We start from the raw sequence: 23,229 nt of genomic DNA, 5'->3' as shown, positions 1-23,229 counted from the left end.
TTCTGTAGTGTTTTTAGTAGTTGAATCTCTCGATGAGCAAGGGTTGCAGTTGTCGACCTTCCATGGCAGCTGCGCATGTCTCCAGCAATAGATCCATGCGTGCAACAAGCGAATTCGGCTTTTTGTCAGGAGCATCTTGCCCGAATGGCACGAAATAAATGTTTTTCGCTGCCAATAGCTTGGCAATATTCGCTGCATTTAGTCCCAGACCATCATTGGTAGAGATTGCGATTACAAGTGGTCGCAGGTTACGCATAGTCGCTTTGGCGGCCATGAGAACGGCACTATCCGTTATTGCATTCGCCAGACGACTGGTCGTACTACCTGTGCAGGGCGCAATCAGCATGACATCCAACAGCTTTGAAGGTCCCAGCGGCTCCGCTTGAGGAATCGTTGAGATCAGCTCTTCACCTGTCAGGTCCTTGATCTGTTGCTGCCAGCTCTGAGAAGTACCAAATCGGGTATCCGTAGTCATTATCGTATTGGATACGATTGGAACCACTCGTGCTCCCGCATCCACAAATCGCTTAATTTGTGGCATGGTTTCCTCAAATGTGCAGTGCGATCCTGATAATCCAAAACCAACGGTCTTTCCCTGAAGCATACTCATGCCTTATCCCCCCTGGTTATCCTTTGCTCCGCAATAAGACGAGACAAGGTTTGAGCCAAGATTTGTCCTGCGGTTTTTGGCGCAACGATTCCAGGTAATCCGGGAGCGAGAAGCGCTTTGATGCCTCGTCTTTCGGCATAACGAAAATCAGTGCCCCCTGGCTTGGATGCGAGGTCAAGGATAAACGCCGATTGTGGCATCTGAGCGATTACTTCTGCTGTGAGTATAAGCTGTGGGACAGTATTAAAAATGAAATCAGCATTTGTCACCTGCTGCCTTACTTCGCTTATATGGAAGGGAGTCAATCCCATCTCATAAATGCGTGCCAAGTGTTCCTGACGCCTAGCCCCTACCCTGACTTTTGCTCCCAAAGCGTGCAGCGCCCGGGCCATGGACAAACCTGTACGACCTAACCCCAGAACAATGGAAGAAGACCCATGAATCGTAATATCCGTATTTTGAATCGCCATCATAAGGGCTCCCTCCACAGTGGGGATGGAGTTATAGATAGCTACGTCATCACGATCCAGCAGTTCCACTAGAGGAATCTGGTGTGGAGCTATTAGGTTCTTCAGGTACGGTTTTGCCATTCCGGTATATACAACGCAATGCTTAGGCAAGCTGGCTACGTGTGCATCCTGCAATTGCAGCTGTTTGGAGCAAAAGATGCTTTCCACAAAGCCTTGATCATCAGTCCCTACGATAGGAAGGATGAGGGCGTCAACGTCTTTCAACACATCGCATGTTAATGGTCTCTTCGTTGCCCCTGTAAAATTACTTTCCAGGTTGTCGAAGCCAACTAACGTGACGCTGGCATCCAGTTGTATGCAACGCTTGATTACTTCCAACTGGCGAGCGTCTCCGCCGATGAAGGCAACATGTATGCCCGTTAGCATGCTGCGTTCCCCTTTCCACACATTTTACTGCATTAAATGATCGAAACGCAAAGGTTTTCCATTTGAAAAAGTTGACTGGTATTCATACGGTCTACCCCCATCCTATTCGCTCCCTAATCGTTAGGTGACAGTGGCGCCTACTTTTGAGAAGCTTGTGTCTCCTGCTGATTTAATTGGATGATTACCATATCAGGCCCAATTTTCACAATGGAATTCCACGGAATAACCAAATCCTCGCGTTTCTTGCCAAATCCGAAAAAACTGCTTCCGGGCAATATGATGGATTGAATGCTTCCATTTTCCGCGTGAATGACCAAATCAGAGTCGCTAATGACCCCCATACGCTCTCCGGTATCAAGCCCAATGATTTCTTTCCCTCCCAGCTCGCTAAGACGCATAAAGCTACCCCCTTTGTCCATCGTTTTACTGTTGATATACGCAAAAAAATCCGGGCTATGCCGGATTTTTCAGGGGTTCTCATCGCTCCTACAGGAGGATGTCATTTTTCACATTATCAGGGAAGCCATCCAGTGGACTAACCATTGCCATAGCCAGCTTGGAACGGAACAGCTGCTTAGCAACATCATGTACGGACTCATGGGTTACTTTGTCAATTTTCGCGATCATCTCATCCAATGTGAGATGGCGTTCTACCAACAGCTCATTTTTACCAAGACGGCTCATACGGCTGTTTGTACTCTCCAGGCTTAGCATTAAGCTTCCTTTTAATTGCTCCTTGCCTTTGTTCAGCTCTTTGTCTGTAATCCCGTGATCAGCCACATCACGAAGTACATGAGAAACGATATCGAACACTTGGCCTACATGCTCCGATGCCGTGCCCGTGTAAATCGTAAAGGTTCCCGCTTCTTTGTACGAAGAGTGGTAAGAGTAAACCGAGTACGCTAATCCTCTTTCTTCACGAATTTCCTGGAAGAGGCGCGAGCTCATGCTTCCACCTAGCACGTTGTTCAACAAGATGAGGGAGTACACATCTGGATGTCCTACCTGAAATCCAGGGAGAGAAATGCACAAATGCGCTTGTTCAGTAGCTTTATGCTGTGAAATAACGTTTGCGGTAAAATCAGGTGTAGTCAAGGTAGCATCATTGGATTTGCGGTTGAATCCAGAAAAACGCTTTTTAATATCTTCGATCAGACTCTCTTCGAAGTTCCCTGCAACCGTAATCACTGTATTCGTCGGCAAATAACGCTGATCGATATAGCTTAACAAATCATCACGTTTCAGGCTCTTCAAGACTTCCTCTGTACCCAAAATGGAGTAGCCTAGCGGATGCTTGCCATAGGACGCTTGGGCGATCAAATCGTGCACAAGATCATCCGGTGTATCTTCGTACATGCTTATTTCTTCGATGACTACATTTTTTTCCTTTTCCAATTCCTCGGAATCAAAAACGGAGTTGAAGTACATATCCGAAAGTACTTCTAATGCAATCGGAGCATGTTGATCAAGCACCCGTGCGTAGTAGCATGTGTACTCTTTGGAAGTAAACGCATTGACGTTTCCACCGATCTCATCAAAGCTTTCTGCAATTTCCTTCGCAGAACGAGTCTTTGTACCCTTGAAAAACATATGCTCCAGAAAGTGGGAAATCCCATTATTGATTTCGTTTTCATATTTGGAACCGGTCCCGACCCAGATACCGAGTGCTACAGATCGAACAGATGGAATTCTCTCTGTTACGATTCTAAGACCGTTATCACATGTATGACGTAGTATCACGCAAATCCTCCTCAGTTGATCATCTGTCTCTATCCTAACTTCAGGGAAATTGTAGTAAACACGTTTAACTATAGCAAACTTCCCTTGTCTCCACAACAAATGAAGCAAATTGAGGCTACGGGAGACGGCTACTCGAGATCACTTCCGAAACTGTCGTTGGCACTAGCCCTTTTTGCTTCGCATTTGTAAGCAGCTGATCGAGACTTTTTTCTGATGTTGCTGTTGGATGCATAAGGACCAAAACCCCATTGCCCATTAGACCGGTAATTTTCTTGATGACGTAAGCAGGAGATGGTTTTTGCCAATCTACTGTGTCAGCAGTCCACATGATGGTTTGCATTTGAAAAGGATCATGGGCAATTTGCACAACTCTTTGATTAAAGGAACCTGAAGGAGGGGCAAACAAGGTAGGCTTTATTCCTAATGTTTTGCCTATAACCTCTTGCGTTCGATTCATTTCTTGATGAATGCGCTGGGTGCCCAATGTTTTCATATCGGGGTGCGAATAAGCATGATTCCCAATTTCATGTCCACGTGCTGCAATCTTTTTCGCATCCTCTGGGTATCTTTTTACCCATGAGCCGTCCAAGAAAAAGGTGGTTTTGACTTTATGTTTGTCTAATGTATCCAGCATGGAATCGAGGTACTCGTTCCCCCAAGCTACATTAATCATAAAAGAGATGGCTGGCTTTTTCGGATTTCCCCGAAAGATTGGTTGTGCTCCGAGATCCTTTAGCGTTACCGCTGGAGGAATTTCTTTATATACCATCATTTCGGGACTCGCCGCTCCCGCTGCCAACATTTTGTTTACGGAAGCCTCTACATCTACAATACGCCCGTTGTATCCAGGTATTGCTTTCCAAGTAGGATCTACTACCGCGTCAACAGGCAGATCCTCTTTGCCTTCCTTCCACTGTTCTATCAGAGTCAGAAGTCGCGCCCTCTCATCAAGGGCACCATCCGCAGTCACTGCCTGTTTATTTTTTACCACACTTATATAATGTTGGATCGGCTGATAATTTAACAAAAGAATAAACAATGCCGCGCAGATGATCGTAAACCATACTCTTCTTTTTTGGGCTGCCATTGGAGCGCTCGCCACCTCCCGAACGTACAAGTCCTCTCTTTGTCCAATGTATGAACGGGGTGGCTATCTTAGACGAAAAAAGAAAAAGCTTCCGTACGCGAATTTCTTCGAGTGACGAAGCCTTTTGCTCTATCTTATTCAGCTTGTGTTGGAGCCGCATCTGCTTGAGCTGCAGCTGCTTGTTCCTTCAATACTGCTTTGCGAGAAAGATTAATGCGGCCTTGGTCGTCGATTTCGGTAACCTTCACTTGTACTTTATCGCCGACTGCGACAACATCTTCTGTTTTCGCTACGCGCTCTTCAGCCAGTTGCGAAATATGGCACAGACCTTCTTTACCCGCGAACAATTCGATGAATGCCCCGTACTTCTCAACGCGTTTTACTGTTCCCAAATAAGTTTGGCCGACAGCAACTTCACGTACCAGGTCTTCGATAATTTGTTTCGCACGAAGGTTTGCTTCTTGGTTAATAGATGCAATGAAGACACGGCCATCTTGCTCGATATCAATCTTAACGCCGGTTTCTTCGATAATTTTATTAATCACGCGACCTTGTGGACCAATGACATCACGAATTTTCTCCGGATTGATGGTCATCGTCATGATTTTTGGCGCATATGGCGAGAGGTCTTTACGCGGCTCGGAAATGGTGCTCATCATGTGCTTTAAGATGTGCAAACGTCCTTCGCGGGCCTGCTCCAATGCGATCTCCAAAATTTCTCGATTGATCCCGGAAATCTTGATATCCATCTGGATTGCGGTTACACCAGCTTCGGTACCTGCAACCTTGAAGTCCATATCACCCAAGTGGTCTTCCATGCCTTGAATATCAGTCAGAATTGAGAAGGATTTCTCGTCTTGACTCATAATCAATCCCATGGCAATACCAGCAACTGGTGCTTTAATTGGTACACCTGCATCCATCAAAGCAAGTACGCTCGCGCAAATCGATGCTTGTGAAGTAGAACCGTTGGATTCGATAACCTCAGATACCAATCGGATCGTGTAAGGGAATTCTGTTTCAGAAGGAATGATTGGCTCAATCGCACGCTCACCCAATGCCCCGTGACCAATTTCACGACGTCCTGGTGGACGCAAAGGACGCGCTTCCCCCACGCTGTACGGCGGGAAGTTGTAATGGTGCATAAAGCGCTTGGATTCTTCCAGACCCAATCCATCCAGTATCTGAACATCACCCAGTGCACCCAACGTACAAATGCTAAGTGCTTGGGTTTGTCCACGTGTAAACATACCCGAGCCATGTGTACGGGAAAGAATGTTTACTTCACTGGAAAGTGGGCGAATTTCACCCAAAGCTCGTCCATCCGGGCGAATTTTTTCTTCCGTAATGAGTCGACGAACTTCGTCTTTTACAATATTTCCAAGAACCTCCGCGATCATTTTTTCCTGATCTGGATAGGTTTCCGGATTTAGAGTAGCGAAATGCTCTTTGGTTTCCGCCTTGATATCATCAATCGCATCGTAGCGTGCTTGCTTTTCTTCGATACGGACAGCTTCCTTCAAGCGTGCTTCCGCATATCCGCGCACTGCCTGATCAATTTCAGGATCAACCTCGTGCAGAATCACCTGCATTTTTTCCTTACCGATTTCGGCTACGATCTGGTTTTGGAATTCGATTAATTGCTTGATCACATCATGACCAGTCATAATCGCTTCCAGCATGATGGATTCAGGTACTTGGTTTGCAGCTGCTTCTACCATGTTGATCGCTTTGTGAGTACCTGCTACAACTAAGTGGATATCGCTTTTCTCAGCTTGCTCCACGGTAGGATTGATGATGAACTGACCGTCAATACGTCCTACAATTACACCTGCAATCGGCCCTTCGAAAGGAATTTCTGACACGCAAAGCGCAGCAGAAGTACCAATCATCGCAGCGATTTCTGGCGAGCAGTCTTGATCAACGGAAAGAACAGTATTTACAATTTGTACGTCGTTTCGAAATCCTTCTGCGAAAAGTGGTCGAACTGGCCGGTCAATCAAACGGCTAGCCAGGATCGCCTTTTCACTTGGGCGTCCCTCTCTTTTAATAAAGCCGCCAGGAATTTTCCCAACCGCATAGAGACGTTCCTCATAGTTGACAGTCAACGGGAAGAAATCAAGAGCTTTTGGCTCTTTGGAGACTGTCACTGCAGACAGGATTGCTGTATCGCCGTACCGAACCAAGACCGAACCATGCGCCTGTTTGGCCATTTTGCCAAACTCAAGGGTCAGTTTACGGCCTGCCAGTTCGAAATCATATGTACGGTATTGTTGCTCCATGATGCTAGCAGTCCTCCTTCACTACAATGTGCATTATCTACACTTTGTTTTCTACCTGTATGTATTATTTCCTGCCACGATAAAAATTAAATGGGTACCATTGGCAGTCGCTCTAGATAATAAAAAAAGCTTCTTTTGAAGCTATCACCATCGCGTTGATTCACCTGTTTGTGTAAACGTTTCGGAAAGCTTAGCACAATACTGTGCTAAGCCCTCCTACACGCTAGAAAAAGCGGGAAAGACCCGCTTTTTACAAGACGCTGATTAGCGACGCAGACCCAGACGGTCTACAACAGAACGGTAGCGTTGAACATCGGATTCACGCAGGTATGTCAACAGGTTACGACGTTGACCAACCATTTTCAAAAGACCACGACGGCTGTGGTGATCTTTTTTGTGCGTACGCAGGTGTCCGTTCAGATTGTTAATGTTTTCGGTCAAGATAGCGATTTGCACTTCCGGCGAACCGGTGTCGTTCTCATGAGTACGGAACTCTTGGATTAATTGAGTTTTACGTTCTTGAGTCAATGCCATCATGACTCACCTCCTTATTTTGTATACCGTTCGCCGAGTCTGCCGTCGGTGAGTATCGGACAGCCAAGCTACGGTTATCTGTACAACGTTATGAATTATAGCATACGGAAATATGAAAAGCAAAGAGAATCCTTTAAGAGATTCATTCTGCAAATTTTTGCTTGGCAGTCTGTACGTCGCGTCCGATTTGCGCAATTAACGCATCGACTCCAGCAAATTTCTGTTCCTCTCGAATGTAGAAGAGGAATTCTACTTCTACTTCTTTGTCGTAGATTTCACCAGAGAACTCAAAAATGTGCACTTCTAGTGATTTTTCTTTCTTCTCCAGCTCAAATGTAGGCTTGATACCTACATTCATCACACCATAATAGCTTTTTTTATCTACGGTAAAGCGAACGCCGTAAACGCCATTCTTGCCGATCAGGTAAGGCTCGTTTACTCGTACATTGGCCGTTGGGAAACCAATTGTCCGTCCCCGCTTATCTCCATGCACCACTGTGCCGCGCACCTTATAAGGACGTCCTAGCAAGTGACGCACCTGCTCTACATCCCCATGATGCAAATACTCACGAATAATGGTACTGCTCACTTTTTCACCCAGACGATTTACCGGACCAATAATGTCCAATCCGTAGCGTCCTTGACTCATCTCCTGCAATGTATGAGCTGTACCCATACCTCGATGGCCAAACGTATAGTCAAATCCGACGACAACATGACGACACTCCAGAGGGAGCATACACTCCGCAATGAAGTCTTCAGGATAGACCGCTGCAAAGCCAATATCGAATTTCATCACGTAGGTAGTATCTACGCCCATTTTTTCGAATTGCTCCAGTTTGTCGGCTAGGGGAGTAAGATAACGCGTATATCCGCTTTGACCCAGAACTTCACGTGGATGAGGATCAAAGGTCAACACCGTGCTTTGCCAACCATTTGACTTTGCGGTATCGATCGCCTTTTGAATGACCCGGCGATGACCAATATGTACGCCATCAAAGTACCCCAATGCAATCGCACAAGGACTTGCTTGCAAATCATTTGGTAATGGATAGGTAAGCCAGATCGTTTTCACGGTTACACCTCTGCTGGAAAGACTTTTTCTGCTTTGGCGAACAAGCCTTTATCCCCACGGCATACACGATGGATACCGAGCAACTCGTCTCCGGAGAAGAGGCAGATCAGACTTCCTTCTTCGGCAGTGACCCCCGGAAGTGCAGTAGCTAATCCATTTCGCACTGCTTTTGTGCGCTCCGGTTTTACTTGAAAGGATGGTAAAAACGAAATTGCTTGTGGGATTGAGACCAATTTTTGGGTAATGTCTTTTCCCTCTGCAGCCTGTTGTTCCAATTGTTCGAGCGGGATGGATTCTCCTTCTACGAACGGGCCACTTTTAATTCGCCGCAACAGCTTCATATGGGCAGGATAACCCAGCGCACGCCCAAGGTCAACACATAAGGTGCGCATATAGGTTCCTTTTGAGCAGGTGCAGGTAAATGATACATCTACCGCATCGCCTTCCACCCGAATGTCATGCAGGGTCAACTCGTACAGTGTTACCTTCCGCGCCTGTCGCTCAATTACGGTTCCTTCTCTGGCCAGATCATACAGTCTTTTTCCGTTGACCTTAACCGCAGAATACATCGGTGGCACTTGCTCCATTTCTCCCAGGAACGAACCGAACAATTCTTCCATACGCTCTTTTGTTATCGTAGTTGGATCAACTGCCGCCTGTTCGAGGATCTCACCAGATGCATCCTCTGTTGTTGTCGTAGAGCCGATTCTCATGACAACCTCGTAACGCTTTGGCAGCTCCTGCAGGTACTCTACAAGCCTCGTCGCGTTCCCTACACAAATCGGCAGTACTCCAGTCACATCAGGATCAAGTGTGCCTGTATGCCCTACCTTTTTGGTTCCATACAATCGACGGATACGTGCAACACAATCGTGTGAAGTCATACCTGCCGGCTTGTCGATGACCAGCACGCCGTTTATGTTACTCATCACTTTTCACTCCTACTGCTTCTTCCAGGACGTGGCTTACTTTTTGTTTTACATCAGCCAGAGAGCCGCGGATTGTGCAGCCAGCCGCTTTGGCATGGCCTCCGCCGCCAAGCTGTTTCGCCACGAGGGATACATCCACGCGATCACGTGCACGCATACTGACTTTTACTACACCCGGCTCGGATTCCACAAAGGAGACGCCTACCTCTACTCCCTCGATATTACGGCAATAATTCACCAAGCCACCTGCATCCTCTCGCTCCGCATTCGTTTCTGCAAAGTCAGCCAGAGAAACTGTAATGGAAGCAATTAGGTTTTGATGAGAGAGCTCCAATGTTTGAAGCGCGCGACGCAAGATTTTCACATGGGCAAAGGTAATCTCCTCCAAGCAGCGCTCGGCAACCTCACCTGGCTTAACACCGAAGCCAAGCAGCCTGGAGGCGATCTCCATTACGCGTGGTGAAGTGTTGGAATAGCGGAATCCACCAGTATCTGTGAGCAAGCCTGTATAGATGCAGAGAGCAAGCTCCTCGTTAAATGTTACTCCCAATTCCTCCGCAACCTCAAACAAGATTTGAGCAGTCGCCGCCGCATCTGTTTGAATCAAATTGACATCACCAAAGCCATCATTCGTCGGATGGTGGTCAATATTTAACAAGCGAGCGCCAGAATCAAATAAAGACCGTACATCGCCCATCCGCGACTCATCTGCGCAGTCTACAGCGATTACGGCCCCGAACCTTTCTTCCAGCGGTTGTTTTCGGAGATTACGAAGGTGATCGAAACGAGGCAAGAATGCAAACTTGATGGGTGTTTCTCCTTCATTGACTACTACATACTCTTTACCCAATTGTTCCAGCATTAACACTACACCCAAAGCGGAGCCTGTTGCATCGCCATCTGGGTTAATATGAGAAAGAACCAGGAAGCGGTCATGCTCTCGCATGAATTGGGCCGCTTCCCGAACAAATTGTCGATTAGGATTCATTCTGCTTTTCCTCATCCGTAGAGATTTCCCGTAGGATTGACTCAATCTTGCTGCCGTAGTCGATCGACTCGTCCAGCTTAAATACAAAATCAGGAATATGGCGCAGTTTTACTCGCTTACCGATCTCTGTACGAAGATATCCCTTCGCTTTTGTCAAACCAGACAAAGATGCCTTACGCTGCTCTTCACTACCAAAAATGCTCACATATACTTTTGCCAGTTGCAGGTCGCTGCTTACTTCTACGTCCGTTACTGTGACAAAGCCTACGCGAGGGTCCTTCAATCCGCGTTGCAAAACGAGGCTCAGTTCTTTTTTGATCTCTTCACCTACGCGGCTAATCCGTGTTTTATTCATTTCTTTCCACCTCCACTGGCTGCATTAGTCGTAGTATTCCGTATCCACGTGAATCAACTCCACGCCGGGATGAATTTCCACTAATCGGATCACAGCCGCTAGCTCTTCTTGTAAAAAGGATATTTCATTAGCAACGGCAGCGATACCTAAAACGGTACGCTGCCATTGCTCATTGTAAGCCACCTCTGCCGCGGAGACATTAAAGCGGCTCCGCAGCTTACCGATCAGACTTTTGACGATGGCCCGTTTCTCTTTCAAGTTTTGGCAAGCGGGCAGAAGAAGTTCGATCTGCACCCCTGCTACCATTATTGCTTCACTTCAACCATGACGAATGCTTCGACTACGTCGCCTACCTTGAGGTCCTGGAAGCGTTCCAGGGTCAAGCCGCACTCGTAACCCGCAGCTACGTCTTTGGCATCATCTTTGAAGCGTTTCAACGTATCGAGCTTGCCTTCGTAAATCACGATGCCTTCACGAATCAAACGAGCACCAGCATCGCGGCTCAATTTGCCTTCGGTTACATAGCAGCCTGCAATGTTACCGATTTTGGATACTTTGAACACTTCACGAATTTCTGCTTGACCGATGATGTTCTCTTTATAAACAGGATCCAGCATACCTTTGAGTGCTTGCTCGATCTCTTCAATAACAGTGTAAATAACACGGTGCAGACGAATATCGATCTTCTCTTGCTCAGCCATGCTGCGAGCGTTTGGCTCAGGACGTACGTTGAAGCCAATGATAATCGCATTGGACGCGTTTGCCAAGGTTACATCGGACTCGGTAATCGCACCTGCACCAGTGTGAATAATTTTCACACGAGTACCATTGACATCGATTTTTTCCAAGGAACCACGCAGTGCTTCTACAGAACCTTGTACGTCTGCTTTTACAATCAGGTTCAGCTCTTTAATATCGCCTTCCTGAATGTGCTGGAACAGATCATCCAGTGATACGCGTGTATTTTCGCGACGCTCGGATTCACGCTGCTTGGATGCGCGCGCTTCCCCAATCGCACGTGCCTTTTTCTCATCTTCAAAGACCCGGAACTGATCGCCTGCTTGTGGTACATCGTTCAAGCCTGTAATTTCTACAGGAGTAGACGGACCCGCTTCTTTCAGACGACGACCTTTGTCATTCACCATCGCACGAACACGACCAAAAGCAGAACCTACTACGATTGGATCTCCAACACGCAGTGTACCTTGTTGAACCAGAATAGTTGCAACCGGTCCACGACCTTTGTCCAGCTCAGCCTCGATTACAGTACCACGAGCGCGCTTGTCAGGGTTTGCTTTGAGTTCCTGAACTTCGGAAACGAGCAGGATGTATTCCAACAGTTCCTCGATACCTGTACGTTGTTTTGCAGACAAAGGAGAGAAGATTGTGTCGCCGCCCCATTCCTCTGCAACCAATTCATACTCAGTCAATTCTTGTTTGATGCGATCAATGTTTGCTTCTGGCTTATCTACCTTGTTCACAGCTACGATAATCGGAACATTGGCAGCCTTCGCATGGCTGATTGCTTCTACGGTTTGTGGCATTACGCCGTCATCCGCTGCAACAACCAGGATGGTCACGTCTGTAATTTGTGCACCGCGAGCACGCATAGTAGTGAACGCTGCGTGACCTGGTGTATCCAGGAACGTGATTTTCTTTCCTTTGATTTCTACTTGGTATGCACCGATATGCTGTGTGATACCGCCCGCTTCTCCAGAAACGACATTCGTCGAACGGATCGCGTCAAGCAAAGTGGTTTTACCGTGGTCAACGTGACCCATGATTGTAACAACTGGTGGGCGCTCAACCAAAGTCTCAGGTGCATCGACTTCTTCCAGCGTCTCAAAATTGGTTTCGTCAATAACGATTTTTTCTTCTACTTCGATGTTGTATTCTGTACACACCAGTTCGATGGCATCGCGATCCAAATATTGATTGATCGTAGCCATAATCCCCAAATTAAACAACTTTTTGATGACTTCCGCCGGTTCTTTGCGCAGTTTAAGTGCGAGTTCATTAACCGTCAAAGAATCAGTGAAAGTAATCTTTGTTGGTGGCTCCAATACAGGGCGTGGAGCTTTTTGTTGTCCACGTGAATTGTTTCCACGGCGATTGTTTTGATTACGGTTGTTTCCACCGCGGAAAGGCTGGTTCTTTTTGTTATCTTCAAACGTTTTTTGGGTTTGTGGAGCTTTTTTGATTTTCTCACGCTTTTCCGTGCCAACGTTTGCAGGAAGTTTTACTTTATCTTCAAAATCTTCGCCTGTACGTCCCTCTGTTTGGCTCGGAGGAGTGCTTTGCTGATTAGCAGGGCGCTGTTGATTTTGTGGGCGTTGTTGGTTGTTGTTTGGTCTTTGTTGATTCTGTGGTCTTTGTTGGCTATTCGTCTGCGGCTTACGGTCAGTCGGTTTTGCGGGTTGACTTCTCATATTGTTTGGTTTTCTCTCCTGATTCTTCCCCTGATTTTTTCCATTGTGAGGACTTTGATGATCGGGTCGGTTGCCACTGGTGCTGTTTCCAGCAGGACGATTGTTACTCGGGCTATTTCCTCCACGATCACGATCTGCCGGTCGTTCAGTTCTAGACTGCGCTGATGCAAGACCTTGACCCGATTGCTGCTGGGGTCGTACCTGTTGTCCTCTGGAGTCGTTGGGGCGTCGTTGATCGTCCGTTTGCTTTGGTCTTGTATCAACAGGCGTACTGCGATTTTCCGGCTTCGCACCGGATCGCAATTTGGCCATGTGATCCTCGATCCGCTTGATCGTCCCTTCTTCCATGATACTCATATGATTCGCTACTTCTATGTTCAAACGCTTTAGCAAATTGAGGATTTCCTTACTGCTCATGTTGTGCTGTTTGGCATATTCATACACACGTGTCTTCAATAGATCTTCACCCTTTCGAAAGTTAGGTGAGCAGACGCTGAATGCTTTCGGCCAATTTCCCATCGGTTACCGCCACAGTAACGCGCCCATCTTTTCCGATTGCGTGTCCCAGTGAATGTCGGTCGCCAGTGGTTACACACGAAACACCGTAATAGGAACATTTATCCTTTACTTTTTTAGCGGTATTCTCAGATGCATCGCCTGCGAGCAATACGAGATGAGCCTGACCGTTCCGAACAGCTGTGATGACTTGTTCTTCTCCAGTAACGACCTTTCTCGCTCGCATAGCCAATCCGAGTAATTGAGCTGCTTTAGGGATCATTGTCCCATCATCTCCAGCCATTTGTCCCGGAAGGCATCATATTTCTCTTGGGAGATGGACATATTGAGGGCACGTTCCAGCACTTTTTTCCATTTTCCCGATGCGAACGTATCCGGCTTCAGACAGCTATCCTGCCGACACACATAGGTACCGCGTCCTGCCGCCTTTCCCGTCAGATCAATGACGATCTCTTCGTCTGGCGTCCGGACCACGCGGATTAATTCCTTTTTTGGGAACATTCCTTGGCAAACAATGCATTTACGCAAAGGGATTTTTTTTTGCTTCATGATTATTCGTTGTCCGCCCCTTCATCGCCCTCTACAGCCTTTGGATAGGCGATGCCTTCTTGATCTGCCTGAGACTCGCTCTTGATATCAATCTTCCAGCCAGTCAGCTTGGCAGCCAGACGAGCGTTTTGACCGCGTTTGCCAATTGCCAAGGACAGTTGATAATCCGGCACGATGACACGCGTCACTTTTTCACTCGCATTTACTTCTACATGAAGGACCTTTGCAGGGCTAAGTGCATTCGCTACATATTCTGCCGGATCTTCAGACCAGCGTACGATGTCGATCTTCTCACCTTTTAGCTCGGTGACGATTGTTTGTACACGCATTCCTTTTGGACCTACACATGCACCTACAGGATCTACATCCTCATTGATCGAATGAACCGCAATTTTCGAACGGTCTCCGGCTTCGCGAGCAACCGATTTGATTTCTACCACGCCATCGTAGATTTCTGGCACTTCTAATTCAAAGAGGCGCTTCAAAAGTCCTGGATGGGTACGGGATACGACAATTTGCGGTCCCTTTGTGGTTTTTTCTACCTTGATGATATATGCCTTCACACGGTCTTGTGATTTGAATTCTTCGGAAGGCATTTTTTCAGTGATCGGCATGACTGCTTCTGCCTTGCCCAAATCAATGTAGTAGTTGCGAGCATCCATACGCTGAACGACCCCGGTCACGATATCGTCTTCACGCTCGATGAACTCACTGTAGATCAATCCGCGCTCCGCTTCACGAATGCGTTGGGTAACGACTTGCTTCGCTGTTTGGGCGGCAATACGTCCGAAGTCACGAGGTGTTACTTCGATTTCCACGATATCATCTAAACGGAAGTTAGGATCAATCTCCTGCGCTGCATCTTGAGAAATCTCGAGCCTTGGATCAAGTACTTCCTCTACTACGTTTTTCCGTGCGTACACGCGTACCATACCAGAATGACGATTTACATCCACCCGCACATTTTGGGCCGAGTTGAAGTTACGTTTGTATCCTGAGATAAGAGCCGCTTCGATGGCCTCGATCAGTACGTCTTTGGTGATGCCTTTCTCTCTCTCAATGGCTTCTAAAGCCTCGATAAAATCGCCGTTCATGACTTTCGTTGCCTCCTCCTTTACATACCACCGGCCTAGACTAAAAGAAAACCTCTATCGAGGCCTGCTCATGAATGAGCGTCCGCTTTTTAGCGGAAAGTGAGTCTTGTGTATCGGTTCTAACCAGATGCTTATCTGTTTCCGATACGGTTAAAAAACGATTGCCATGCGGGCTGTGTCAATTTGCTCGAGGGAAATGACATACGTTTTCTTTGGTTCTTTTACAGTCAATTTGCCGTCCTCGAAGGATATCAGTTCGCCCTCGAACACGCTAGCTCCTTCTATCGGCTCTTTGGTTGTAATGTGTACGTGCCTGCCGACAGCCTTTGTAAAATCCTTATCCTTGCGCAACGGGCGCTCTGCACCCGGAGACGATACTTCCAAGAAGTACGCAGTAGGAATCGGATCTACTTCGTCTAGTTTTTGGCTCAGCTTCTCGCTGACAAGGCCGCAGTCATCAATATCGATGTTGCCAGTTTCATTGTCGATAAACACGCGCAGAAACCAGTTGCTGCCTTCCTTTTTGTACTCGATGTCAACCAGTTCCAGACCCAATTCGTCAACAATGGGCGTGACCAGTTCGGTGACGATGTCCGTTACCTTGCTCAAGCAAGTACCTCCTTATCGTTTGAACCATGAGGTGTAGCCAGAAAGAAAGAGTGGGTTTCCCCACTCTCGATCTGCCATGCGTATAAAACCAGTATTTCCAAAAAAATTATAGCATAACAGCCCTCCGCTGACAACCTTTGGATGGTTGCACGCTTCCAGAACCCGCATCAGAACAAGGATAGCTGATTGGACTCTGGCAATCCTTTCAAAGCGCCCTGCTCCTCTAAATACTCCAAAATCGTCTTGGAAATCCGGGAACGTGACAAAAGATCCTCCTTGGAGAGGAACTCGCCTTCTTTTCTCGCATTCACTATGCTGATCGCGGCGTTTGTCCCGAGTCCAGGCAGTGCATTGAAAGGAGCGATCAGGGAATCCCCGTCAATTAAGAAACGTGTAGCATCAGATGCATACAAGTCTACATTGGCAAAGCGGAAGCCACGCTCGACCATCTCCAGCGCCATCTCCAAAACAGTGAGCAACGCTTTCTCCTTTGGTTGTGCGTCGTGACCTTTACCTTCGATCTCCTCGATTTTCTGTTTGATGGCTGCTGAACCTTTTACCATGAGTGGAATGTCGAAGTCATCGGCGCGAACAGTAAAATACGTAGCGTAAAATTCAAGCGGACGATGCACTTTGAAATATGCAATCCGAACAGCCATCATCACGTAAGCAGTGGCGTGGGCTTTCGGGAACATGTATTTAATCCGCTGGCAGGACTGGATGTACCAATCCGGCACGTTGTTATTACGCATTTCTTCCTGATCCTCTTCCGGAACGCCCTTCCCTTTACGAACCGACTCCATGATTTTGAAAGCACGAGACGGATCGAGACCTTTGTAAATCAAGTACACCATGATATCGTCACGACAACCAATTACTTCAGGCAGCTTGCAAGTTCCGTTACGAATCAAGTCTTGTGCATTGTTAAGCCATACGTCAGTACCGTGGGACAGACCAGAAATCTGAACAAGCTCCGCAAACGTTGTAGGCTTTGTATCCTCTAGCATTTGACGAACGAATTTGGTACCGAACTCCGGAATCCCCAGCGTTCCCATATTGGTTCCGATTTGCTCAGGTGTCACGCCGAGCGCCTCGGTTGTACTGAAAATGGACATCGTCTTTTTGTCATCGAGCGGAATGGTTTTCGGGTCCATGCCGGTCAAGTCCTGAAGCATGCGGATAACGGTCGGATCGTCGTGACCGAGAATATCGAGCTTCAACAAATTATCGTGAATGGAGTGAAAGTCGAAATGTGTCGTGCGCCATTCTGATTCATTGTCGTCTGCTGGAAACTGGATTGGACAAAAATCTTCAATTTCCATGTAGGAAGGAACAACAATAATTCCCCCCGGATGCTGCCCTGTCGTTCTTTTCACACCAGTGCAGCCATTTACAATCCGCGATATCTCCGCATTGCGCAGCGTCATTCCGCGCTCATCCGCATATTTGCGAACATAACCGTAAGCTGTCTTCTCAGCTACCGTACCAATTGTTCCAGCGCGATAGACGTAGTCGACACCGAACAACTCTTGGGTATATTTATGTGCTCTCGGCTGATAGTCACCAGAGAAGTTCAAGTCGATATCGGGAACTTTATCCCCTTTAAATCCAAGGAACGTTTCGAATGGGATATCCTGCCCATCCTTCGCATAGCTAGTACCGCACGAAGGACATTCTTTATCAGGCAAGTCAAATCCCGAAGCGATCGAGCCGTCCGTGATGAATTCGTTATGCTTGCAATTCGGGCACCGATAATGTGGTGGCAACGGGTTTACCTCGGTAATTTCGGACATCGTTGCAACGAAGGACGAGCCAACGGAACCCCGTGATCCTACGAGATAACCATCATTCAGGGATTTTGTTACGAGCCGCTGTGAAATCAGGTAAATAACGCCGAAGCCGTGCTTGATAATACTTGTCAGCTCTTTTTCCAAACGGCTCTCTACAATTTCAGGCAAAGGATCACCATAAAGATGTCGAGCCTTGTCATAGCACATTTGCCTTAGCTCGTCATCGGCACCTTCGATGATTGGTGTGTACAGCTTGTCTGGAATCGGACTGACATCTTCGATCATGTCAGCGATGGCGTTCGTATTTTTTACGACGATTTCATGTGCCAGCTCTTCTCCCAGGAATGAAAACGACTCCAGCATTTCATCTGTCGTGTGTAGGTAAAGGGGCGGTTGGTTCCCGGCTACAGGGTCCCCTTTTGAAAGCAAGAAGACGTCACGGAAAATTTCATCCTGCGGATTAAGGAAGTGTACATCACCAGTCGCAACGACCAGCTTGTCCAGTTCTTTTCCCATATCCACAATCATTTTATGGTAGCCTTTCATCGTTTCCAATGAAGGAATCTCTTCATTACGTAAAAGCGGCGAGTACTGCGCGACTGGCTGTATTTCCAGATAGTCATAAAATGCAGCCACTTCTTTCAGTTCGTCGATAGATTTACCGCGCAAAATCGCTTGCATCAACTCGCCATCTTTGCAGGCAGTTCCAATTAACAGCCCTTCCCGATACTTGATCAGCTGACTTCGCTGAATGCGGGGCCAGCGATAAAAGGTTTCCACATGTGAACGACTTACCAGCTTGTACAGATTTTTCAAGCCTTCTTTGTTTTGGACCAAAATCGTAGCGTGGAAAGGTCGTCCACTTTTGTAGTCCGCTTCTGCATTACTTCTCTCGTTAAGCTCTGCCATCGTTTTGATCTGCGCTTCTTTGATATCCTTCAGCATTTGCTGGAAGACGTGAGCCAGCGCGACAGTATCGTCCAAGGCTCGGTGAGCATTAATCAGCTCCACGTTAAACTTCTTCGCAAGTGTCCCTAATCGATAGTTGCGCATGCCCTTGTACATCATGCGAGCTAAAGGCAATGTGTCCAAAAAGGCATTATTCCAAGGTTCCATTCCGATTCTTTTGGCACATGCATTGATAAAAGCTTTATCGAATTCCGCATTATGCGCGACAAGAACGGCATCACCCGTAAACTCTTTAAACTTGCGCAGAACGACATCCAGCGTTTCTTGTCCCCGCAGCATTTCATTCGTAATACCCGTAATCTCAGTTGTCTTGGGACCAATCTCCAGTTGTGGATCGATCAGCTCTGTCCATTGGTCGACAATTTCTGCGCCCTTCATCTTAACGGCTGCTACCTCGATAATCGTATGCTCAGCGGCGTTCAGACCAGTCGTCTCTGTATCGAATACAACATATTCAGTATTTTCATCAATCGCATAATTGTTTTCGGCATTCAAATTGTAGACGACATCAATGCCGTCCTCAATGACGTACGCTTCCATCCCAAGAATGCACTTGATATTATTCTTCTTCGCCACAGAATACGCTTCTGGGAATGCCTGTACAACTCCATGGTCGGTGACAGCAATTGCCTTGTGACCCCATTTTGCTGCAGTAGAGACAAGCGATTTTACCGAGGCAACCGCGTCCAGCGCACTCATCGGAGTATGGCAATGGAGCTCTACCCGTTTTTCTTCGGCTGTATCCTTGCGTACGACTTGCTGCTCGATTTGATTGAGATCGTTTGCGTTCATGACCAATTCACGAATAAACGTATCGTGTTGGACACTACCGCGCGCTTTTACCCACATTCCATCCTTGAGGGCTTCCAGCATTTTGACGTCTTCCTTGTCACGTGAGAACATCTTTACAGTCAGAGAGTCTGTGTAATCTGTTATGTTGAACGTGAGCAGATGACGTCCGCTACGCAGCTCCTTCACTTCTACATTGAACACGGTACCTTGGATAACAACACGGCGTTCCTCTTCCTGAATTTCAATAATCGGAATAGGAGCGTCTTTGATTTCGTAGCCCATCATGAGTGTTGTGATTGCTTCGGCTTTATCTGAGCCCTTGCTGTCCTGCTGCGCTGTAGTCATTACAACTTCCACCAGTGCTCGTTCTTCCTCAGCCCGCTGCTCTACGAATGCCTTGTACGCTTCGTCGCTTTCTTCACCATGGAACGAAAAACGCATCGTACAATCCGTCGCTTTTTGAAAGGCAGCGATCAATTCATTGTCAGCTCTTTTTCGCTTTGCTACTTCTACTGTCATCTCCGTTGGCAGGTAGACTTTCACTTCATTCTGGTCGACCTGTTTTCGAGCGGAACGAAGGGTAACTGCCAAAGAGTTCAAGCTTGGCTCCAGCCCCGCAACCAAAAGATCCCAATATTCATTCACAACCAGATCCAGCTGCGGCTTTTGCAGGTACCGATAATGAGCATCGACCTTGGCTAGATGTGAAAAGGTTTGTGTCAGTCGCATGTTAAATGCTGCAAAGACATCAGCTGGAACTAATCTTTGCAGCGTGAAGTGAAAAACCCACTCTTTGTTTTGCTTGTAAAGCTCCAGCTTGTCGATTTGCCCATCAAGAAAAAAACGCTCCACCCACTCATCTGGTAAGTCCATTTGCTTCACCAGCAGGGAGAAACGATGTTTTTGCTCTTGTAAACGGTCCACGGTTTTCCCACCCTCCCAAAGATAAAAAAACCTCTATCGATGCCTACGCATGGAGGTACTTCCGCTTTTTAGCGGAAAATCCCTACCTAGAAACGAAAAAGAGGCACTCCCTTAGATCAGGGGAGTACCCCGGTAAATTTCGACAAAATCCTTCTACATTCCTGCTAGATATTATTTGCCGAAGAGTTCTGCTCCTGTGCGATCAACACGTGCCAGCATCGCTTTTACTTCGGTAACCAGATCTTCCAGTTTAACATCTTGTGTTTCCCCGTTTTTGCGAACACGTACTTCTACAGTACCTTCTTGTGCAGCCTTGTCCGAAACAGTAATCCGGAGTGGCAGACCAATCAGGTCAGCATCTTTGAACTTGACGCCAGCGCGTTCTGGTCGATCATCAAACAGTACTTCTACGCCTGCACGACGAAGTGCTTCTGTAATTTGTTCGCTTGCTTGACGCTGTTCTTCTACTTTAACATTGACTGGGATCACATGCACATGGAAAGGGGCTACAGCCACTGGCCAAATGATACCATTTTCATCGTTGTTCTGTTCGATCACAGCTGCGATCGTTCTGGATACCCCAATACCGTAGCATCCCATGATCATTGGTTGACTGCGGCCATTTTCATCCAAGAACGTAGCACCGATCGCTTTGGAGTATTTTGTTCCCAGCTTGAATACGTGACCCACTTCAACACCACGGGCAAATTTGATGGTACTGCCAGTACGAGGGCATTCGTCACCCTCTGTAATGTTGCGCAAATCAGTATAACGTGATACTTCAAAGTCACGACCAGGAACTACGTGCGTCAGGTGGTAATCTGCTTCATTCGCACCCGCGACTCCATCGTAAACGTCTTGTACGTAGTTATCGGCGATGATTTCCACTTTTTCCGGATCAATGCCGACTGGTCCAACAAACCCAGCTGGTGCTCCAGTTACCGCGAGAATATCAGCTTCCGACGCCAGACCAACTTGGGTAGCATCATACAGATTTTTCAGCTTCACGTCATTGAGCTCATGATCTCCGCGAATCAAAACCATAACGAGCTTGTCATCTACACGATATAACAGACTCTTGATGATATGTTTCGCTTCCATTTGCAGGGCTTGTACTAATTGCTCGATGGTTCTGACACCAGGCGTATGTAGCTTTTCGCGTGCTGGTGCTTCGGAAGCAGGTTTTTCAGAAGGCTTGTAAACAACCTCTGCCTTTTCCAAATTCGCAGCATAATCGCCATCTTCGGAGTAGGCAATCGTATCTTCCCCGATCTCACACAATGCCATGAACTCGTACGTACCTTTACCACCAATCGCTCCTGCATCTGCTTCTACTGCACGGAAGTTCAGCCCTACGCGAGTGAAAATATTGGTGTAGGCATCGTACATTGCTTGGAAATTACGATCCAGACCTTCTTGTGTCGTATCAAACGAGTATGCATCTTTCATAATGAATTCGCGGCAACGAATCAAACCGAAACGAGGGCGAACTTCATCACGGAATTTGGTTTGAATTTGGTACAGATTGATCGGCAGCTTTTTATAAGAGTTGATTTCATCACGCACCAAGCTCGTAATTACTTCCTCGTGAGTTGGTCCTAAAGCAAAAGGACGATCATGACGATCGCGCAGACGAACCAGCTCCGGGCCGTATACATCCCAACGGCCCGTTTGGTGCCACAGCTCTGCTGGCTGCATCGCAGGCATCAAAAGCTCCTGGGCTCCCGCGTTGTTCATTTCTTCACGCACAATGGCTTGGATTTTATGCAGCGAGCGGATTGCCAATGGCAAATACGTATAGATCCCGGAAGCCAATTGGCGAGCCATACCAGCGCGGAGCAGCAGCTTGTGGCTGGCAATCTCCGCGTCAGCAGGTACTTCTCGCAAGGTAGGAATCAACATTTGACTTTGCTTCAACACGTGCGTGTCCTCCTTATGCCTCATCAGCAAGTGGCGCTCATTACCCTACTGTAGTAGGTTTTTGCTCGCCGACCATTTCGTTAATTTCTTTCATTAATTCTTCGAACAGTTCTGTTTCCTTTACCTTCCGAACAATCTCACCATTACGGAAAATAAGGCCTTCCCCGTTTCCACCTGCCACACCTACGTCTGCTTCTCGTGCTTCACCAGGGCCATTTACAGCACAACCCATAACGGCGACTTTCAGTGGCACTTTCAGAGTAGAGATCGCATCCTCTACTTTCGTAGCAAGACCAATCAAATCGATCGCGCAACGTCCGCAAGAAGGGCACGCAATAACTACAGGATCGTTGTTGACAATATCCAGGCTGCGAAGAATTTGCTTAGCTACCTTGATTTCCTCCACTGGATCAGCAGTAAGGGATACACGGATGGTATCGCCAATACCCATCGATAGAACCGTACCGATCCCCACTGCTGATTTAATACTTCCGGAGAATTGAGTACCTGCTTCCGTTACTCCTACATGCAACGGATAATTACGCTTTTCTGCCATCAAGGAATACGTCTGGATCATTGTTGGTACGTCAGAGGATTTCAAGGAGATCACGATGTTGTCGTAATTGAGGTCCTCCAAAATTTGCACGTGATCAATTGCACTCTCTACAATCGCTTCAGGCGATGGATAACCGTATTTTTCAAGCAGTCGTTTTTCCACAGAACCAGAGTTTACGCCGATGCGAATAGGGACATTGCGCTCACGGCACGCTTCAACGACTCTTTGGGTTTTTTCTTTGGAGCCAATATTCCCTGGGTTAATGCGGATTTTATCAATTCCACTCTCCAAGGCAATTAGGGCCAGCTTGTGGTCGAAATGGATGTCGGCAACAAGCGGCAGCGGTGAACGCTCCTTGATCTTCTTGATGGCGCGTGCTGCATCTTCGTTGATGACGGCCAGGCGGACAATTTGGCAACCGACATCGTGCAGTCTTTGAATCTCGGCCAGTGTCTTTTCTACATCACGCGTATCCGCTGTCGTCATAGACTGAATCACTACGCTTTTTTGGCCCCCGATTTGCACGCCTCCTACAAAAACCGGTTTCGTCTCCTCGCGCTTGTACATTTTGCACCATCCTTTAAG

At 47.3% G+C, this 23,229-nt stretch carries 20 protein-coding genes; all 20 read right to left on the bottom strand.

Annotated features, from left to right (window positions below; genetic code table 11):
• Window positions 1-13 precede the first annotated feature (13 nt).
• The 20 genes from C3B52_RS10330 to ispG all read right to left on the bottom strand — a co-directional run bounded on the left by C3B52_RS10330 (window position 14) and on the right by ispG (window position 23,211).
• Complete coding sequence (locus tag C3B52_RS10330; RefSeq protein WP_103105999.1) at window positions 14-610, bottom strand: dipicolinate synthase subunit B; 597 nt, start codon at window positions 608-610, stop codon at window positions 14-16.
• Window positions 607-1,506: a dipicolinate synthase subunit DpsA gene (dpsA, locus tag C3B52_RS10325; protein WP_103105998.1), complete on the bottom strand. Its 900-nt coding sequence runs from the start codon at window positions 1,504-1,506 to the stop codon at window positions 607-609. The genes C3B52_RS10330 and dpsA overlap by 4 nt, the downstream gene beginning before the upstream one ends.
• A gap of 137 nt (window positions 1,507-1,643) precedes the next feature.
• The gene (locus C3B52_RS10320) at window positions 1,644-1,904 is read right to left on the bottom strand and encodes a YlmC/YmxH family sporulation protein (RefSeq protein ID WP_103105997.1); all 261 of its coding nucleotides are present in this window, start codon (window positions 1,902-1,904) and stop codon (window positions 1,644-1,646) included.
• Window positions 1,905-1,992: 88 nt separating this feature from the next.
• The gene (locus C3B52_RS10315; RefSeq protein ID WP_103105996.1) at window positions 1,993-3,246 is read right to left on the bottom strand and encodes a M16 family metallopeptidase; all 1,254 of its coding nucleotides are present in this window, start codon (window positions 3,244-3,246) and stop codon (window positions 1,993-1,995) included.
• Window positions 3,247-3,361: 115 nt separating this feature from the next.
• Entirely contained in the window at window positions 3,362-4,333 is a 972-nt protein-coding gene (locus tag C3B52_RS10310) for a polysaccharide deacetylase family protein (protein WP_103105995.1), read from the bottom strand.
• Window positions 4,334-4,467: 134 nt separating this feature from the next.
• Window positions 4,468-6,615, bottom strand: coding sequence for a polyribonucleotide nucleotidyltransferase (pnp, locus tag C3B52_RS10305; RefSeq protein ID WP_103105994.1), 2,148 nt, complete (start codon window positions 6,613-6,615; stop codon window positions 4,468-4,470).
• Window positions 6,616-6,879: 264 nt separating this feature from the next.
• Window positions 6,880-7,149, bottom strand: coding sequence for a 30S ribosomal protein S15 (gene rpsO, locus C3B52_RS10300; RefSeq protein ID WP_049738821.1), 270 nt, complete (start codon window positions 7,147-7,149; stop codon window positions 6,880-6,882).
• A 142-nt stretch (window positions 7,150-7,291) separates the two neighbouring features.
• A complete protein-coding gene (locus tag C3B52_RS10295; protein ID WP_103105993.1) occupies window positions 7,292-8,224 on the bottom strand; it encodes a bifunctional riboflavin kinase/FAD synthetase in 933 nt (310 codons plus the stop codon).
• Window positions 8,225-8,226: 2 nt separating this feature from the next.
• Window positions 8,227-9,153, bottom strand: a complete 927-nt coding sequence (truB, locus tag C3B52_RS10290; RefSeq protein ID WP_103105992.1) for a tRNA pseudouridine(55) synthase TruB — start codon at window positions 9,151-9,153, stop codon at window positions 8,227-8,229.
• Window positions 9,146-10,141: a DHH family phosphoesterase gene (locus tag C3B52_RS10285; RefSeq protein WP_103105991.1), complete on the bottom strand. Its 996-nt coding sequence runs from the start codon at window positions 10,139-10,141 to the stop codon at window positions 9,146-9,148. Before C3B52_RS10285 ends, truB begins: the two co-directional genes overlap by 8 nt.
• Entirely contained in the window at window positions 10,131-10,496 is a 366-nt protein-coding gene (rbfA, locus tag C3B52_RS10280) for a 30S ribosome-binding factor RbfA (protein WP_049738817.1), read from the bottom strand. Before rbfA ends, C3B52_RS10285 begins: the two co-directional genes overlap by 11 nt.
• Before the next feature lie 24 nt (window positions 10,497-10,520).
• A complete protein-coding gene (locus tag C3B52_RS10275) occupies window positions 10,521-10,802 on the bottom strand; it encodes a DUF503 domain-containing protein (RefSeq protein ID WP_103105990.1) in 282 nt (93 codons plus the stop codon).
• A complete protein-coding gene (gene infB / locus C3B52_RS10270) occupies window positions 10,802-13,381 on the bottom strand; it encodes a translation initiation factor IF-2 (protein WP_103105989.1) in 2,580 nt (859 codons plus the stop codon). The genes C3B52_RS10275 and infB overlap by 1 nt, the downstream gene beginning before the upstream one ends.
• A gap of 22 nt (window positions 13,382-13,403) precedes the next feature.
• Window positions 13,404-13,703 (bottom strand): YlxQ family RNA-binding protein, encoded by a 300-nt coding sequence (locus tag C3B52_RS10265; protein ID WP_103105988.1) that lies wholly within the window; start codon window positions 13,701-13,703, stop codon window positions 13,404-13,406.
• Complete coding sequence (gene rnpM, locus C3B52_RS10260) at window positions 13,700-13,990, bottom strand: RNase P modulator RnpM (protein ID WP_103105987.1); 291 nt, start codon at window positions 13,988-13,990, stop codon at window positions 13,700-13,702. The genes C3B52_RS10265 and rnpM overlap by 4 nt, the downstream gene beginning before the upstream one ends.
• 2 nt (window positions 13,991-13,992) lie before the next feature.
• The gene (gene nusA, locus C3B52_RS10255) at window positions 13,993-15,084 is read right to left on the bottom strand and encodes a transcription termination factor NusA (protein WP_103105986.1); all 1,092 of its coding nucleotides are present in this window, start codon (window positions 15,082-15,084) and stop codon (window positions 13,993-13,995) included.
• Between the two features lie 150 nt (window positions 15,085-15,234).
• Window positions 15,235-15,693 carry a ribosome maturation factor RimP gene (gene rimP, locus C3B52_RS10250; RefSeq protein WP_103105985.1) on the bottom strand — a complete coding sequence of 153 codons (459 nt, stop codon included), beginning with the start codon at window positions 15,691-15,693 and terminating at the stop codon, window positions 15,235-15,237.
• Window positions 15,694-15,860: 167 nt separating this feature from the next.
• Window positions 15,861-20,168 carry a PolC-type DNA polymerase III gene (locus tag C3B52_RS10245; protein WP_103105984.1) on the bottom strand — a complete coding sequence of 1,436 codons (4,308 nt, stop codon included), beginning with the start codon at window positions 20,166-20,168 and terminating at the stop codon, window positions 15,861-15,863.
• Between the two features lie 171 nt (window positions 20,169-20,339).
• A complete protein-coding gene (locus C3B52_RS10240) occupies window positions 20,340-22,085 on the bottom strand; it encodes a proline--tRNA ligase (protein WP_164684753.1) in 1,746 nt (581 codons plus the stop codon).
• Window positions 22,086-22,128: 43 nt separating this feature from the next.
• On the bottom strand, window positions 22,129-23,211 hold the full coding sequence (gene ispG / locus C3B52_RS10235; RefSeq protein ID WP_103105982.1) for a flavodoxin-dependent (E)-4-hydroxy-3-methylbut-2-enyl-diphosphate synthase: 1,083 nt from the start codon (window positions 23,209-23,211) through the stop codon (window positions 22,129-22,131).
• Window positions 23,212-23,229 lie beyond the last annotated feature (18 nt).

It is taken from the genome of Brevibacillus reuszeri, from assembly GCF_002897295.1.
Lineage (GTDB): Bacteria > Bacillota > Bacilli > Brevibacillales > Brevibacillaceae > Brevibacillus > Brevibacillus reuszeri_A.
The sequence above is the reverse complement of the archived record's forward strand: the minus strand, read 5'-3'. Positions and strand labels throughout refer to the sequence as shown.